The sequence below is a fragment of the Streptomyces sp. PL-29 genome (assembly GCF_058344425.1).
In genome coordinates this window covers 1,990,309-2,004,261 of the sequence record NZ_CP136996.1, presented here as the reverse complement: position 1 = coordinate 2,004,261, position 13,953 = coordinate 1,990,309, and the positions used below count along the sequence as shown (strand labels likewise).

Annotated in this window: 13 protein-coding genes; 6 read left to right on the top strand and 7 right to left on the bottom strand. The window is 73.5% G+C overall.

Translation table 11 applies throughout. The annotated features are described in order from the left end of the window. Nucleotides 1-135: 135 nt before the first annotated feature. Nucleotides 136-513 carry a hypothetical protein gene (locus tag R4Z63_RS09120; RefSeq protein WP_384454959.1) on the bottom strand — a complete coding sequence of 126 codons (378 nt, stop codon included), beginning with the start codon at nucleotides 511-513 and terminating at the stop codon, nucleotides 136-138. 75 nt (nucleotides 514-588) lie between these two features. Between R4Z63_RS09120 and R4Z63_RS09115 the strand changes: the two genes are divergently transcribed. Both R4Z63_RS09115 and R4Z63_RS09110 read left to right on the top strand, forming a co-directional pair. Next, the gene (locus R4Z63_RS09115; protein ID WP_384454955.1) at nucleotides 589-1,290 is read left to right on the top strand and encodes a DUF998 domain-containing protein; all 702 of its coding nucleotides are present in this window, start codon (nucleotides 589-591) and stop codon (nucleotides 1,288-1,290) included. Further along, nucleotides 1,287-2,210, top strand: a complete 924-nt coding sequence (locus R4Z63_RS09110) for an alpha/beta fold hydrolase (RefSeq protein ID WP_384454952.1) — start codon at nucleotides 1,287-1,289, stop codon at nucleotides 2,208-2,210. The genes R4Z63_RS09115 and R4Z63_RS09110 overlap by 4 nt, the downstream gene beginning before the upstream one ends. A 19-nt stretch (nucleotides 2,211-2,229) precedes the next feature. Here the strand turns inward: R4Z63_RS09110 and R4Z63_RS09105 are convergent, their stop codons facing one another. From R4Z63_RS09105 to R4Z63_RS09090, 4 genes are all read right to left on the bottom strand, one after another. After that, complete coding sequence (locus tag R4Z63_RS09105; RefSeq protein WP_037927243.1) at nucleotides 2,230-2,646, bottom strand: CBS domain-containing protein; 417 nt, start codon at nucleotides 2,644-2,646, stop codon at nucleotides 2,230-2,232. A 164-nt stretch (nucleotides 2,647-2,810) separates the two neighbouring features. After that, entirely contained in the window at nucleotides 2,811-3,506 is a 696-nt protein-coding gene (locus tag R4Z63_RS09100; RefSeq protein ID WP_384454947.1) for a DUF305 domain-containing protein, read from the bottom strand. After that, complete coding sequence (locus R4Z63_RS09095; RefSeq protein ID WP_106967678.1) at nucleotides 3,503-4,135, bottom strand: thioredoxin-like domain-containing protein; 633 nt, start codon at nucleotides 4,133-4,135, stop codon at nucleotides 3,503-3,505. The genes R4Z63_RS09100 and R4Z63_RS09095 overlap by 4 nt, the downstream gene beginning before the upstream one ends. Nucleotides 4,136-4,266: 131 nt before the next feature. Continuing rightward, entirely contained in the window at nucleotides 4,267-4,641 is a 375-nt protein-coding gene (locus R4Z63_RS09090; protein WP_384454944.1) for a hypothetical protein, read from the bottom strand. Between the two features lie 172 nt (nucleotides 4,642-4,813). Here R4Z63_RS09090 and R4Z63_RS09085 point away from each other — a divergent pair, with 172 nt between their 5' ends. The 4 genes from R4Z63_RS09085 (at nucleotide 4,814) to R4Z63_RS09070 (ending at nucleotide 8,408) form a co-directional block, all read left to right on the top strand. After that, nucleotides 4,814-6,175, top strand: coding sequence for a glutamine synthetase family protein (locus R4Z63_RS09085; RefSeq protein WP_037927233.1), 1,362 nt, complete (start codon nucleotides 4,814-4,816; stop codon nucleotides 6,173-6,175). A gap of 118 nt (nucleotides 6,176-6,293) precedes the next feature. Further along, on the top strand, nucleotides 6,294-7,118 hold the full coding sequence (locus R4Z63_RS09080) for an arylamine N-acetyltransferase family protein (RefSeq protein ID WP_384454941.1): 825 nt from the start codon (nucleotides 6,294-6,296) through the stop codon (nucleotides 7,116-7,118). 184 nt (nucleotides 7,119-7,302) lie between these two features. Further along, nucleotides 7,303-7,557, top strand: a complete 255-nt coding sequence (locus R4Z63_RS09075) for a hypothetical protein (protein ID WP_037927230.1) — start codon at nucleotides 7,303-7,305, stop codon at nucleotides 7,555-7,557. 185 nt (nucleotides 7,558-7,742) lie between these two features. Further along, nucleotides 7,743-8,408, top strand: a complete 666-nt coding sequence (locus R4Z63_RS09070; RefSeq protein WP_384454938.1) for a histone deacetylase — start codon at nucleotides 7,743-7,745, stop codon at nucleotides 8,406-8,408. 40 nt (nucleotides 8,409-8,448) lie between these two features. Here R4Z63_RS09070 and R4Z63_RS09065 read toward each other — a convergent pair whose 3' ends face one another. Together R4Z63_RS09065 and R4Z63_RS09060 are read right to left on the bottom strand one after the other, a co-directional pair. After that, a complete protein-coding gene (locus R4Z63_RS09065) occupies nucleotides 8,449-10,509 on the bottom strand; it encodes a PIG-L family deacetylase (RefSeq protein WP_384454935.1) in 2,061 nt (686 codons plus the stop codon). A gap of 261 nt (nucleotides 10,510-10,770) precedes the next feature. Further along, nucleotides 10,771-13,683, bottom strand: a complete 2,913-nt coding sequence (locus tag R4Z63_RS09060; protein WP_384454932.1) for a PIG-L family deacetylase — start codon at nucleotides 13,681-13,683, stop codon at nucleotides 10,771-10,773. Nucleotides 13,684-13,953: the final 270 nt, after the last annotated feature.

Below are 13,953 nucleotides of genomic sequence, written 5' to 3'. Positions count from 1 at the left end.
CCTCGGGGTGTGGGGTGACGGGTTCACGGGCACGGTCCGGCGGCACGGCACGGAGGACCGCGGGCCCGGCGGTACGGCTGCGGCGCCGGGGACCGGGCGCCGGGGTCGAGCGCCGGGGGCCGGGCCGGGCCGGGCCTATATCCGGCGTACCGCCGGCCGGGCGAGGAGGCAGCGGGCGGCCTCGGCGGGAACGGCGCGGCGGACCGCGGGCCCGGGGTGGCCGGTTCCGGTCCCGGCCGACACCGCCCGCCGGGAGGCCCGCGCCGGCTCCGCGGCCGCCTCCTGGGCCGCGCCGCGCGCCTGCGGTGGCGCGGCAGGGATGTGGTGAGCGCCACCGCGCGTCGTGGCGCCGGAGGCCCCCGCCGAGGCAACGCACCGGGCCGGGGACACGTCCTCCATGGTGCGGGGCTCAGCAGGACGGCCCGGGAAGAGCAGGGCGACGGCGCCCAGCAGCAGCGCGGCCAGCAGCAGGAGCCGGGACCCCGGGGCGGCTCGCCGAGCACTGCGCGTCATGGCCGGAACCCTACCCGGGGTGGGTATCCGATCGGCGGAGGAGCGACCCCGAGCTTGATGAGGATCAGTCACACTATGTCCACACATCAGCCCTCTTCGCGCACCGCCTGGCCGGTCGCCCTCCTGATCGGCCTCGCCGGGGCGGCCTACACCGCATGGGTCCTCGAAGTCGTCCTCTCGACGGGCCTGAACCCCATCGAGACGTACGTCAGCGAGCTCGCCGCCCAGGACCAGCCGCTCGGCGGCCTCTTCCGGGCCACCGACTTCATCGCCGGGACGCTCGCCTTCGCCGGTGGCCTGCTCGCGCTGGTACGGCTGCTGAAGCACGCCGAGTCCCGCCGCCCCTGGGCGGTGGCCGGCTGGGCCGGCGTCACCCTCTTCGGAGCGGCCACCGCGGCCGACGCCTGGCTGCCGCTGAGCTGCACGCCCACCGCGGACCCCGAATGCGCCGCCCGGGAGACCGCCGGACTCGTCCCCGCCACCCACCAGGCCCACGCCGTCAGCAGTACCCTCGCCATGACCGGGGCCCTCGTGGGACTCGTGGCCCTGACCGTCGCCGCCCGCCGCTACGGCTGGTTCGCCCCGCTCGCCCGCTACGGCCCCGCGCTGGTCGCCATGGAGCTGCTCGCCACGACCTGGACCCTGTCCGCCATCGCGATGTTCACGGCCGGACGCGGCACCTGGGCGCTCGGCGCCGGCCAGCGGCTCCAGGTCCTGCTCGTGGCGATCTGGCTGGGCCTGCTCGCCCACTCCGTCCACAAGGAGCACCGCACATGACCGTCCCCCAGGGGCCGTCGCCCGGAGAGACCCGCAGCCCGGGCACGGGCCTCTTCCTGAACGTCGACGGGACCGCGCTGCACGTCGTCGTCGAAGGCCGGGGACCGGTGTGCGTGCTCAGCGCCGGACTCGCCATGGCCTGGTTCGACTGGGATGCCGTCGCCGCGCTGCTCGTCGCCCACGGCCGCACCGTCGTCCGCTTCGACCGTCCCGGACACGGCCTGAGTGCCCCCGCGACCGCACCGCCGACCACCGCCGGGGAGGCCCGCCGGATCGCGGGCCTCCTCGACGCCCTGGGCCGCGGCGGCCCCACCGCCGCCCCGGTCACCGTCGTCGGGCACTCGATCGCCGCCTTCCACGCCGAGGCCTTCGCCCGGCTGTACCCGGAGCGCACCGCCGCCCTGGTCCTCGTCGACGCCAGCACCGAGGAGGACGCCCGTACGGTCCTGCCCGCCGCGCTGCGCACCGCCGCCGCCCGCCTCCTCGGCCGGGCCGTGACCGCCGCCGGACTGCCGGCCGCGCTGGGCCCGGCGGCCCGGCGCGTCACCGTAGGGGCCTCCCGGACGGGCGGCGGCGACCCGGCCGCGCCGGACCTCGTACGCCGCTGCTACCGCACCGGCCGCGTCTGGCGCGGCGCCCTCCTGGAGAACTCCCGCTACCTGGACATGGCCGCCGAACTGGCGGCGCTGCGCCGGACCCGGCGGCTGACCGCCCCCACCACCGTCCTGGCCGCTCACGACGGGACGTCCGGCCGCGGTGCGCTGCGCTGGATGGGCCGCCAGGCCGACCTCGCCGACCGGCTCGGTGCCCGCTTCGAGGTCGCCGAGCCCGCCGGACACCTGGTCATGCTCGACCGTCCGGACCAGGTGGCCCGGACGGTCGTGGAGACGAGTGGGCGTGGCCGGCGCGACGGATTCTGACGGGCCGGTCGCCCCGTCACTACCGGGCGTAGACCTTCTCGACGAAGCCCGCCAGCTGGTCCTCGGACAGGTGCTGGGCCAGATCGGCCTCACTGATCATGCCGACCAGCTTCTTGTCCCTGATCACGGGCAGCCGCTTGATCTGGTGGCTTTCCATCTCGTCCAGCACGGCGGACACGTCCGCACCGGCGTCGATCCAGCGCGGGGTGCCCTGGGCCACGTCCCCGCACGTCATCTTGGACGGGTCCAGGCCCTTGGCCACACAGTTCACGACGATGTCGCGGTCGGTGACGATCCCGCACAAACGCTCTTCGGTGTCGCTGATGGGCAGCGCACCCACATTGAGCCGGGCCATCAGCTCGGCGGCACGGTCAAGGGTCTCGTGCGCCGGGATCCACCGGGCCCCGGGGTGCATGATGTCTGCGGCGGTGGTCATTGCTGAACCTCCTGAGCACGCCGTTCACGGCCGGGTACGGACGCACCCGGCGCGGCGTCCCCATCGGGATGCGGCCGTTCGGCCCATCCGACGACCCCCGAACGGCGGAACACACGCCCGTACGGGTGAGAGGGCGCCTCCCCCCACCGTACGAGCGTGTCCCGTCACCCGCGCGGTGTGGCTCCGCGCTGCTTGAGCATGTCCGCCATCAGGGTGAGCTCCGAGCGCTGCGCGTCGACCATGCCCTGCGCCAGCTGCCGCTCGACGGGCGTCACGCACTGCTGCGCACACCCCTCGGCCATCGTCACACCGCCCTTGTGGTGGTCGGTCATCAGCTGGAGGAAGAGCACCTCCGCGTCCCGCCCCGAGGCGGCGCCGAGCTGCTCCAGCTCCTCCCTGGTGGCCATGCCGGGCATCAACGCACCGGGCTTGGCGGACCCGTGCCCGGCGTGTCCGCCGTGGCCCGCCGAGCTGCCCATCCACGCCATCGGCGGCTCGCCGGCCACCACCTTCGGCAGCCCCCACAGGTCCAGCCAGCCGAGCAGCATCCCGCGCTGGTTCGCCTGGGTGTTGGCGATGTCGTAGGCGAGGGTGCGCACCGCCTCGTCCTGCGTGCGGTCCCGCACGAGGAAGGACATTTCCACCGCCTGCTGGTGATGGACCGCCATGTCCCGGGCGAAGCCGGCGTCGGCGGAGCGCAGCCCCGGCGTACCGGGCTCCGTGCGGGCCGCCGGAGCACCCGAAGCGGACCCGGTCCCGCCGCCGCTCGCGGCGGCGACCGTGGCCGCCGCCGCGAACAGCAGCGCCAGCAGGACGGCCGTGCCAGCGGCCCAGTAGGTACGGGGGATCGGGCGGCTCACGAGCCGGCCACCCCGCTCGTGCAGGCCGCGCCGGGCTCCGGCGTCTGCTCACCCTGCACGTACTTGGTGAAGAACTGCGCCACCCGCGGATCGTCCGCGCTCTCGACGGTCAGCTGCTTGCCCCACGCGCTGAGCATGATCGTGCCGGTCTGCGCCCCGACCGGGCTCATCAGCGTGTACGGGGTCTTGCTCACGGTCGCGGCGAGCTTGTCCACATCGGCCGGGGCGGCCTTGTCGTTGTAGGTCACCCAGACCGCGCCGTGCTCCAGCGAGTGGACGGCGTTCACCTCGGGCACCGGGTTCTTGTAGACGTCGCCGTTGCAGTTCATCCAGCGAGGGTGGTGGTCACCGCCGACCGGCGGGTTCATCTCGTACTTCACCGGCGTCTCGACGTGGTTGCGGCCGAGCTTCTTCACGTCCCAGAGCTGCTCGCCCTCGACCGGCTTCCTGCGGATCTCCTCCGCCTCCCTGCGGAGCTTCTCCGCGGCGGCCGCCTCGCGCTTCTCCTCCTGCTTCTGCTCGATCAGCACCCAGGTGCCGAAACCGACGAGGCCGACGACGACCGCCGACGAGACGGTGATCGCGATCGCCTTGTTGCGCCGCTCGCGCGCCTTCTCGATGCGGCGCATCTCGGCTATCCGCGCCTGGCGGGAGTTCGGGTCGGTGTGCTGGGGGTGGGGGGTCCTGCCGGACGTGCTGGCCATGTGCCCTGGTTCCTTCGTGTGAAGAGGGGGGTGGACGGAACGCAAAACCGGACCCGTCAGGTCCGCAGCACCTGGAGAACATGCAGGTCGGGGGCGCGTGCCAGCGTCTCGGGCGGCCGGACCGGCCCCGCCGCCGTCGCGTACGAGGGCGGCGGCGTGCCGCCGCCCGTCACGGCCACGGCGGGCGGCGGCACGGGCAGCACGGCAGGGGGCACGTGGGCGCGGGAGGAACAGCCGGGCAGCTCGTACGGGGACACGCAGACGGCGTGCTCCGTACCGTGCGCCCGCACCTCGGAGGCGGTGGGCGACTCGCCCGAGCGGGCGCAGAGGAGCCACGCGCCGACCAGCGCGCCGAGGACCGTCAGCAGGACAGCGCGCCGGAGCGCGGAACGTCCACGACGTCCCTGCTGCGTGTGCTCCCGGCCCCCCATGGGCGCAGATGGTAATGCTCAGGGCTGTGCCGAGGTCAGTGCGGGGGTGCCGCGAGCTTTCGCGGGTGCGTAATGTGGCGGAAACCACCACTGGCGATACTGGGCCGGCCCGGGTGCGCCGCGACCTTCGAGGCGGTGGTGCACAGGCCGTCTGAACTGCGAGGATGAAGGCATGGACAAGCAGCAGGAATTCGTCCTCCGGACGCTTGAGGAGCGCGACATCCGCTTCGTGCGCCTGTGGTTCACCGACGTACTGGGCTTCCTCAAGTCCGTCGCGGTCGCCCCCGCGGAGCTGGAGCAGGCCTTCGACGAGGGCATCGGCTTCGACGGCTCCGCCATCGAGGGCTTCGCACGGGTCTACGAGTCCGACATGATCGCCAAGCCGGACCCGGGCACGTTCCAGATACTGCCGTGGCGCGCCGAGGCCCCCGGGACCGCCCGGATGTTCTGCGACATCCTCATGCCGGACGGCTCCCCGTCCTTCGCGGACCCGCGCTACGTCCTCAAGCGCATCCTCGCCAAGACCTCCGACCTGGGCTTCACCTTCTACACCCACCCGGAGATCGAGTTCTTCCTGCTGAAGGACAAGCCGCTGGACGGCACCCGCCCGGTCCCGGCCGACAACTCCGGCTACTTCGACCACACCCCGCAGAACGTGGGCATGGACTTCCGCCGCCAGGCCATCACCATGCTCGAATCGATGGGCATCTCGGTCGAGTTCAGCCACCACGAGGGCGCCCCGGGCCAGCAGGAGATCGACCTGCGCTACGCCGACGCGCTCTCCACGGCGGACAACATCATGACGTTCCGCCTGGTCATGAAGCAGGTGGCCCTCGAACAGGGCGTGCAGGCCACCTTCATGCCGAAGCCGTTCTCGGAGTACCCGGGCTCGGGCATGCACACCCACCTCTCGCTCTTCGAGGGCGACCGCAACGCCTTCTACGAGTCGGGCGCCGAATACCAGCTCTCCAAGGTCGGCCGTTCCTTCATCGCGGGCCTGCTGCGGCACGCCGCCGAGACGGCCGCGGTCACCAACCAGTGGGTCAACTCCTACAAGCGCATCTGGGGCGGCTCCTCGCGCAGCGCCGGCGCGGGCGGCGAGGCCCCCTCGTACATCTGCTGGGGCCACAACAACCGCTCCGCCCTGATCCGCGTCCCGATGTACAAGCCGGGCAAGATGGGCTCCTCGCGCATCGAGGTCCGCTCGATCGACTCGGGCGCCAACCCGTACCTCACGTACGCCGTCCTCCTGGCGGCCGGCCTCAAGGGCATCGAGGAGGGCTACGAGCTCCCGGCGGGCGCCGATGACGACGTCTGGGCCCTCTCCGACGCCGAGCGCCGCGCGATGGGCATCGAACCCCTCCCGCAGAACCTCGGCGAGGCCATCTCCCTGATGGAGCGCAGCGAGCTGGTGGCCGAAACCCTCGGCGAACACGTCTTCGATTTCTTCCTGCGCAACAAGAAGCAGGAGTGGGAGGAGTACCGCTCGGAGGTCTCCGCCTTCGAACTCCGCAAGAACCTCCCGGTGCTGTAACCGCAGGAGGAGAAGCAGCGGTCCGGGCCGGTGGCGGCGAGCCACCGGCCCGGAGCCGTCCGGGACCTAGGTCCAATGGCGCATGGCGGCGCTGGGCGGCGCTGGGCAGGGTGGGGGCGTGGAAGCTCTCGACGACGCCCGTACCGATGCACGAACCGACGCCCGTACGGATGCCTACCTGCGCCGCCTGGGGGTGGCGCGCCCAGAAGGGGTCCGCAGCGGCTCGCTGCGCGAGCTGCACCTGCGGCATCTGCGGACTGTGCCGTTCGAGAACCTCGCGATCCACCTCGGCGAGGAGATCGTGCTCACCCCCGACGCTCTCCACGACAAGATCGTGACCGCCGGACGCGGTGGCATCTGCTACGAACTGAACGGCGCGTTCGCCGAGTTGCTGAGCGCCCTCGGCCACCGGGTGGAGCTCCTCCAGGCCCGGGTCTACGGCAAGGACGGCGTGCTGGGGGTCCCCTACGACCACCTCGCGCTGCGCGTCGACGGGCGATGGCTCGCGGACGTGGGCTTCGGCGAGCACAGTGCGTACCCGCTCGACCTGGAGGAGCGGGGCGAGCAGCAGGACCCGGGCGGGGTGTTCCTCGTCAGGGCCGCGGCCGGGGACGCCGCTGTGGGGGATCTCGACGTGCTGCGCGACGGTGTGCCGGCGTACCGGCTGGAGGCGCGGCCCCGGGCGCTCGCGGACTTCCGGACCGGTGCCTGGTGGCACGCCACCAGCCCGGAGTCCGGTTTCACCCGGGGACCGGTCTGTTCCCGGCTCACCGAGGACGGCGGCCGGATCACCCTGCGGGACCGGACCCTCATCAGCACCTCCGCGGACGGTGACCGCACCGAGGTGGAACTGGCGACGGAGGGGGAGGTGCTGGCCGCCTACCGCGCTGAGTTCGGCATCGTGCTCGACCGGTTGCCGGTGGCGCTCCACCCCCGGGACTGACGACGCCCGGGCCGGCCGCACGCGGGGTTCATTCGGGGGGCGCGCATGGGGGGCGTGGAATGTCGAAACGATACAGCCGCTGGCATTGGAGTGAACTGCCGTTCCCGGCGGTGCCTCCGGGCGTTGGACCGGCCGACGCGCACATCGAGCGCGCGTCGTCGATCCACAGATCCTTAGGGGAGTCATGCGTATTCGTTCTGCTGTCACCGCGTCTGTCCTGGCCGCCGGCATCCTGCTGGGCGGGGCCGGTGCCGCCCTGGCCAACGACGGGGTCGACATCGACTACTTCTCCGGCGGTCGCGCGGGCTACTCGTCGAACTGCTCCTCGCTCGCCGCGGTGCCCGCCAGCCGCCCGGCGTTCACGGGCCCGGTCTACACCTCCACCTGCCTCAAGGACGGCGAGGTCGAGTGGGCCAAGGGTCACCACCTGGGTGCCTGATCCGGCGGCCCGCGCCGCGGGGACGAACCGACGGCGAGGTCGGCCGTCCCCGCGGCGTTCGCGGACCGGGGAGCGTGGGGCCACCGGTTTTGGGCAGAACTTTGCCCGCCGGGCCGCATGAAGTCCGCCCGGCGCGTGCAGGCGCACGGGTGGAAACCGCACCGCGCAGCCCCGAGGACCCGTGCATGGCCGTACACGCCGTTCGTCCGCTGATCCGGACGATCCCCGCCCCCGAGCGCGTCTGGTACGCCTCCTACGGCTCCAACATGCACACGGACCGCCTCGCCGCCTACATCGCCGGCGGCGTCCCGCCGGGGGCGACGCACGCACACCCGGGCTGCCGTGACCGCCGGGCTCCCGAACGCTCCGTTCCGGTCGAGCTCGAAGGGCGCCTGTACTTCGCCACCGAGTCCCTGGTGTGGACCGGCGGCCGGGGCTACTACGACCCCACCGCCCCCGGCCGGCTCCGCGGGCGGGCACACCTCGTGACCGCCGGCCAGCTGTCCGACATCGCCGCGCAGGAGATGGCCCGGGAGCCGGGCGCGGACCTCGACCTCACGACCGTCCTGCGGGATGGCCGGCACGTGCTCGGCCCCGGCCGGTACGAGACCCTCGTCTGTCCGGGCACGATCGACGGGATCCCCGTGGTGACCTTCACCGCGCCGTGGACCCTCCGCGACGTCGAACTGCGCACCCCCTCCGCCGCATACCTGCGCCACCTGGCAACAGGCCTCCTGGACTCCGGCCCCTGGACGCGACAGGACACCGCCGAGTACCTCTCCGGCTGCCCCGGTGCCGCCGGTGCCTGGACACCCGAACGGATCCACGCCCTCCTGACGGCCGCCTCCTGACGGGCGCCTTCCGACGGGCGCCTTCCGACGGCGCCGCCGGTCAGCGGACCGCGCGGTGCCAGGCGGGCCGGGTGGGGGTGGAGGGGGTGGCGAAGGTGTGGAGTTCGGCGTCCAGGCCGAGGACCGTCGTGGTCGTCGTGCCGCCCTGTTCCCGGACGGCCGCCGGGGCGCCGGCGAAGAGCATGCGGGACTCCGCCCAGGCCGGGGGGCCGCCGAGGCCGGAGGTGCTGACCGTGCCGCTGTGCGCGCGGCCCGCCACGTGACGGCCCGCGGCGCCGATCGCGCCGTAGCCGGCCCGGCCGCCCGCCTCGGTGACGCTGGAGACGTGCGGTCGGGGCGCGGGACCCGCCGTGACCACGGCGGTCCGCACCACCCCCGAGTCGGGGCGCCGGAAGTACAGGCGGACGCCCGCGCCGTCCGGGGCGGCCGTCAGCGGGACCGTCGTGGCCGGCAGACCCGTCGGCGAGGGGCCGCGGAGCGGGCCGTCCGGGTCCGCCTGCGTCCAGGCCAGCACCGAGGTTGTGGTCGCCGCGTACACGTGCCGCCGCCCGGCGGCGTCGACCGCCGTGGCCGGGTCGCTCTGCAGGTCCTCGCCGCCGAGCCGCTGCCAGGCGGAGAAGCCGCCGCCGGGATGCTGGACGGCGGCGCGCAGGGTGCGCCGGGAGTCACGGAGGTAGACCGTGAGCAGGCCGCGGGCGTCTACTGCGGCCGCGGGGGCGCTGATCGCCGAGGTGCCGTCGGCGTCGCCCTTCTCGGGAGTGCCCAGTGACTGCCACGCGCCGAACGCCCCGTCGGGTGCGGTCTGGACGGCGTAGACGACCTCGCGCCGGTAGTCCGAGGGGGCGGGGCCGAGGACGGTGCGGGTGGCGAGGACGGCGACGCGACCGTCGGGCAGCCGGGCGGCGGTCGCCCCCGCATCGATGCCGGTGCCCGCGAGGAAGACCGGCCTCTCCCAGACCCCGGCGGCATCGCGCCGCCAGTAGGCCATGCGGCCGTCCAGCACGGTGAAGGCCCAGAGGCTGCCGGGCGTCCCCTCCGTCAGCCAGGAGGAGTTGTCGGCGCGGGTGTAGCGCAGCGACTGGGCCCAGTTGCGCCCGGTCGGGTTCCCGGCGACCTTGCGGTCGCCGCAGCCGGAGGGGCTTGCGCAGTAGTCCTGGTGGTCCTGCCAGGCGTAGGTCCGCAGGTAGTCGGTTTTGGTCTCGGCCGTCTGCGGGTCCAGCGAGTGCGGGAGGGTGCCGTTGTGGTAGCCGAGGTAGCTCTGCACCGAGAACTGTGGCCGTCGGTGGACCTGTTCGGCGTAGCCGGCGGTGGCGGCCTGCACGAAGCGGGCGCCGTACATGTGATCCTGGTGGTCGGTCAGGCGGCCGCTCTCCCGGTACCGGCCGGGCGTGGGGTCCTGCATCCGTATCGTCGTGGGCCGGTAACGCTCCAGGACCCCGGCTATCGCCTGTATCAGCTGGTCCTTGGTGTACGAGAAGCCCTGCTTGACCGGGGTCCCGGAGGTCAGCTGGGAGTCCAGCGCGGCTATCCGGCCGTTCCACAGGCCGCGCAGGCTGTCGGGGGTGTCCTGGCCGGTGCTGCGGGCCTCGCGCAGCATCAGCCACACCAGGTTGACCTGCGGCTTCGCGATGAGCACGTCGATCTCGGCGCTGCCGCCGCCCGCGGTGGGCACGACCGTGCGCCGCCACGCGCTGGTGCGGTCGCCGGTGGCCATCTCGGCGTAGGCGGAGCGGATGCCGTTCTGCCGGGCCTCTGCGTAGTGGGCGCGGTCGGCGGGCTGTTCGGGATCGTCGGCCGCGTGGCCGTGCGCCTCGTTGCGGCCGTCGGACTCGCCCGACGTGAGGTAGGCGGTGGTGACCTGGGTGCCGGCCCTCAGGGAGCGGCTGAGGTCGGGGTTCATGAAGAACAGGTCGTCGTCGGGGTGCGCGACGACCTGGATCACCGACCCGGAGGTGACGCTCGCGGGCAGGACGGCGGCCGGGTTCCTCCCCTGGTCGGCTCCGGCGGAGGTCTGCTGTCCGGAGGCCACGGAGAGGAGGCCGGTGGCGCCGGCGGTCAGCACGGTGAGCAGGACCGCGAAGCGGCGACGGGTCACGGGCATCTGGGTACGCCTTGGGTTCGTTCCGGGCAGGACAAAACGCCGAGCAGTCAGAGAGAGGCCGAATCGGCGAACTTGGTTCACCGGACAGGCCGATGACTCCTGCCCTGCGGAGAAGACCCGGGACGACGTACCGCCGCGACGGCGGGTGCCGTCCGGCTCCGATGCCGTCCGGTACGAGTTCTACGAGCCCCGGCGTTTCCGCCGTGTGCCCCACCGCACCGGACGCCGCGACCCGGCAGGCCCCGGCGGTCACGGCGCGGGCTAGGGGGCGGCGTTGCGCGGGCCCACCGGCTGCCACGGCGCAAGGTACGCGTGCGGGGCGTCCGTCGACGAGGTCACGTACAGCCGCGCGTCGAGCCCCACCACCGCCAGGCTGACCATGTTGCTCCCGGTCATCGTGGAGGAGGGCGCGCCGAGGAACATCAGCGGCGAGCGCCCCCACGGCCGTCCCGGACCGACCTCCGCACCCAGCTGCCCGCCCGCCGCGCGGCCCGCCAGCACGTGCCCGCTCGCCGTCACCGAGCCGAAGCCGTTCAGCCCGCCGAGGTCGGTCATGTTGTTGACCTTCAGGCCGTCGTCGGCCGTCATCAGGGCCGTACGGACGTTGCCCGAACCGGGTTTGCGGAACCACAGCCGCACCCCGCCCTCGCGGCCCTCCGCGGTCAGCGGGAGGGCGGTGTCCGGCAGCCCGGTGGCCGTGACCGGGCCCAGCGGGGCGCCCGGCTTCGGCTGCGCCCAGCCGACGACCGTCTTCGAGGTGGCCGCGAGGACCATGCGCCGCCCCGCACCGTCGGTCGCGGTCACCGGGGCGCCGTGCAGGTCCGCGCCGCCGTACTTCTCCCAGGGGCCCCAACTGCCGTCCGCCTGCTGGACCCGGCCGCGCAGGCTGTGCGCGCCGTCGCGGACGTACGCCGCCGGCTGCCCGGTGCCGTCGACCGAAACGGCCGGTGCGCTGATGTCGGAGGTCCAGGTCTGGTCCGCGGTCTCGGGAGTGCCGAGCGACTGCCATTCCCCGAACCCGTCCGCCCCGGGCGCCGTCTGCACCGTGTAGACGACCTCGCGCCGGTAGTCGGCGGGCCGGGCCCCGAAGGAGGTGCGGGTGCCGAAGACGGCGATCCGGCCGTCCTTCAGCGTCACGGCGCCGGTGCCCGGGTCCATTCCGGTGCCGGGCAGCAGGTCCGGGCCGCGCCAGGGGCCGACCGGGCCGGGCCGATGCCAGACGGCGACCTGGCCGTCGAGCACCTTGAAGGCCCACAGGCCGTGGTCCCGGTCAGAGGTCAGCCAGTCGGTTCCGGTGCCACGGGCGTAGTTGACGGTGTCCGTCCAGCGGTTGCCCGCCGGATGCTCGGAGACCTTGAGGTCGCCGCAACCGGCTTCGCTGCCGCAGTGGTTCTGCCGGTCCAGCCAGGCGTAGGTGTCGAGGATGTCCAGCTTCTCCCGGGCCTCCTGCGGGCCCAGTGCGCTGGGGAGGAAGCCGTTGAAGTAGCCGACGTAGTTCTGCACCGCGAAGTGCGGCCGGTCCTTGACGTCCTGCGCGTAGGCGGCCGTGGCCATCTGGACGAAGCGGGCGCCGTAGAAGTGGTCCTGGTGGTCGGTGTACCGCTTGGTGTCGGGATACCGGCCGGGGGTCGGGTCCTGGAAGCGGACGGCGGTCGGCCGGTACTGCTCCAGGATGCCCACGAGGGTCTGGACGACCTGGTCCTTGGAGTACGCGAACCGCTGCTTGACCGGGGTGCCGGAGGAGAGCATCGACTCCAGCCGGGTGACCTTGCCGTCCCACAGGCCGTGCAGGCTGTCAGGCATGTCGGCGTAGCCGTGCCCGGCCTCGCGCATCTGCAGCCAGACCAGGTTGACCTGGGGTTTGGCGACGAGGACGTCGACTTCGGCGTGGCCGCCGCCCTTCGTCGGGACGACGGTGCGCTTCCAGGCGCTGGTGCGGTCGCCGGTGGCCATCCGGGCGTAGGCGGCCCGGATGCCGTTCTGGCGTGCCTCGGCGTAGGCGGGCTTGTCGGGGCGGGCGGTAGCCGCTTGGGCGGGGGCGGCGTTGACCCCGTCGGCCTCGCCCGCGGTCAGGTACACCGAGGTCACGGGGTGGCCGGCGGCTATGGAGTAACGCAGGTCCGGATTCATGAAGTACAGGTCGTCGTCGGGGTGCGCGACGATCTGGACCACCCGGCCCGGGTCGGGGACGGCGCCGGTGGCGACGGTGCCGGGCGGGGCGGGGGAGCGGTCGAGGCCTGCGAGGGCCGCGTTGCCGCGGAGCACGAGCATGCCGGTGGCGGCGATGGCCGCGCCGAGGGCGACGACCTTGACGAGCCCGGCCCACCGCAGCCGCTGCGGCGCCCCGGCCCCGGCCCCGGCCCCGGTTCCGCGCCGCGCCGCCCTGCGTCCGCGGGCCGGGGCCTGCCCCGCCGTGCCCCGCGCGGCGGCTCCCGCTTCGGTCCGGGCCCCGGCTTCTTGCTGAGCTTGAGCTTGAGCTTGAGCTTGAGCTTGCGCCTGCGGCGCGGTCGCGGCTGCGCGGGCCCGCCGGGAGGCTTTCCGGCCCGACGTCGTTTCTGCCCGGCGCGCGGCCCTGCGCCCGCGCCGGGGCTGCCGCGCGGAAGCGGGGTCCGCGCTCTCCTCCGTCGGCCGCGCGGACCCGCCGTGGGTGTCCTCGGCTGCGTCGTGCAGGCTGCGGGGCTCGGGGACCGGTGCCTGCTCGGGCGGGCGGGTGTGGTCGGGCTCATACGTCTGCGGGGGCCCGGGGACGTGGGGGAACTCGTATGCCTGCTGGTGTTGTTGGGGGACCTGAGGTGTGTGGATCTGCCCGTCCTGGAGCGGCGGGAAGACGTGCTGTGCTTCCTGTGGTGGGCACGGCTGCTGGAACTCCGCTGTCTGTTGCGCCTGTTGCCCCTGCTCGGGCCAGCCCGAGCTCCACTCGGGGCTCCACCCGCCGTGCGCGGCGTAACCAAACTCCCCCAGGGAATCCGGGTGTTGGTGCTGGTACGGCAGGTGGGTCTGCTGGTATTGGTGAGACTCGGACTCCTGGCTCTGCGCGTGCTGCCCGTACTCCTCGTATGGCTCGTACTCCCCGTACGGCCCGTACTCCCCGTACCGGTACGCCGGGTCGGGGCCCGGCGCCGACGGGCCCCAGTCACCCGCGGTGGGACCGGGGCGGGGGGGTCCGTCGGACATGGGGCTCCTCGTGGCCGTTCGGCGGGGAGCGGGCCCCATGACGTCATAAATACTCGGATAATCCGATAATCCTCGTCATGGTACGTCCCGATGAATCGAACGTCTGCTCCGGCTGTCGGCGCCGTAGCCGCAGCGTTCTGCCGGGGCGCGGCATCCGGGCGGTTGCATCGCCAAGCGGCGGGCGCCCCGGCTCCTACCGGACGTACTCGCGTGGTCCGATGACGCGGCGAAGGGCCGTACCGGGCGGTGTGACACGGTGAACCTCGGCGG

Coding starts and splice junctions, on each gene's coding strand:
- R4Z63_RS09120 (WP_384454959.1), bottom strand. CDS start 513: ATGACGCGCAGTGCTCGGCGAGCCGCCCCGGGGTCCCGGCTCCTGCTG.
- R4Z63_RS09115 (WP_384454955.1), top strand. CDS start 589: ATGTCCACACATCAGCCCTCTTCGCGCACCGCCTGGCCGGTCGCCCTC.
- R4Z63_RS09110 (WP_384454952.1), top strand. CDS start 1,287: ATGACCGTCCCCCAGGGGCCGTCGCCCGGAGAGACCCGCAGCCCGGGC.
- R4Z63_RS09105 (WP_037927243.1), bottom strand. CDS start 2,646: ATGACCACCGCCGCAGACATCATGCACCCCGGGGCCCGGTGGATCCCG.
- R4Z63_RS09095 (WP_106967678.1), bottom strand. CDS start 4,135: ATGCGCCGCATCGAGAAGGCGCGCGAGCGGCGCAACAAGGCGATCGCG.
- R4Z63_RS09090 (WP_384454944.1), bottom strand. CDS start 4,641: ATGGGGGGCCGGGAGCACACGCAGCAGGGACGTCGTGGACGTTCCGCG.
- R4Z63_RS09085 (WP_037927233.1), top strand. CDS start 4,814: ATGGACAAGCAGCAGGAATTCGTCCTCCGGACGCTTGAGGAGCGCGAC.
- R4Z63_RS09075 (WP_037927230.1), top strand. CDS start 7,303: ATGCGTATTCGTTCTGCTGTCACCGCGTCTGTCCTGGCCGCCGGCATC.
- R4Z63_RS09070 (WP_384454938.1), top strand. CDS start 7,743: ATGGCCGTACACGCCGTTCGTCCGCTGATCCGGACGATCCCCGCCCCC.
- R4Z63_RS09065 (WP_384454935.1), bottom strand. CDS start 10,509: ATGCCCGTGACCCGTCGCCGCTTCGCGGTCCTGCTCACCGTGCTGACC.
- R4Z63_RS09060 (WP_384454932.1), bottom strand. CDS start 13,683: ATGTCCGACGGACCCCCCCGCCCCGGTCCCACCGCGGGTGACTGGGGC.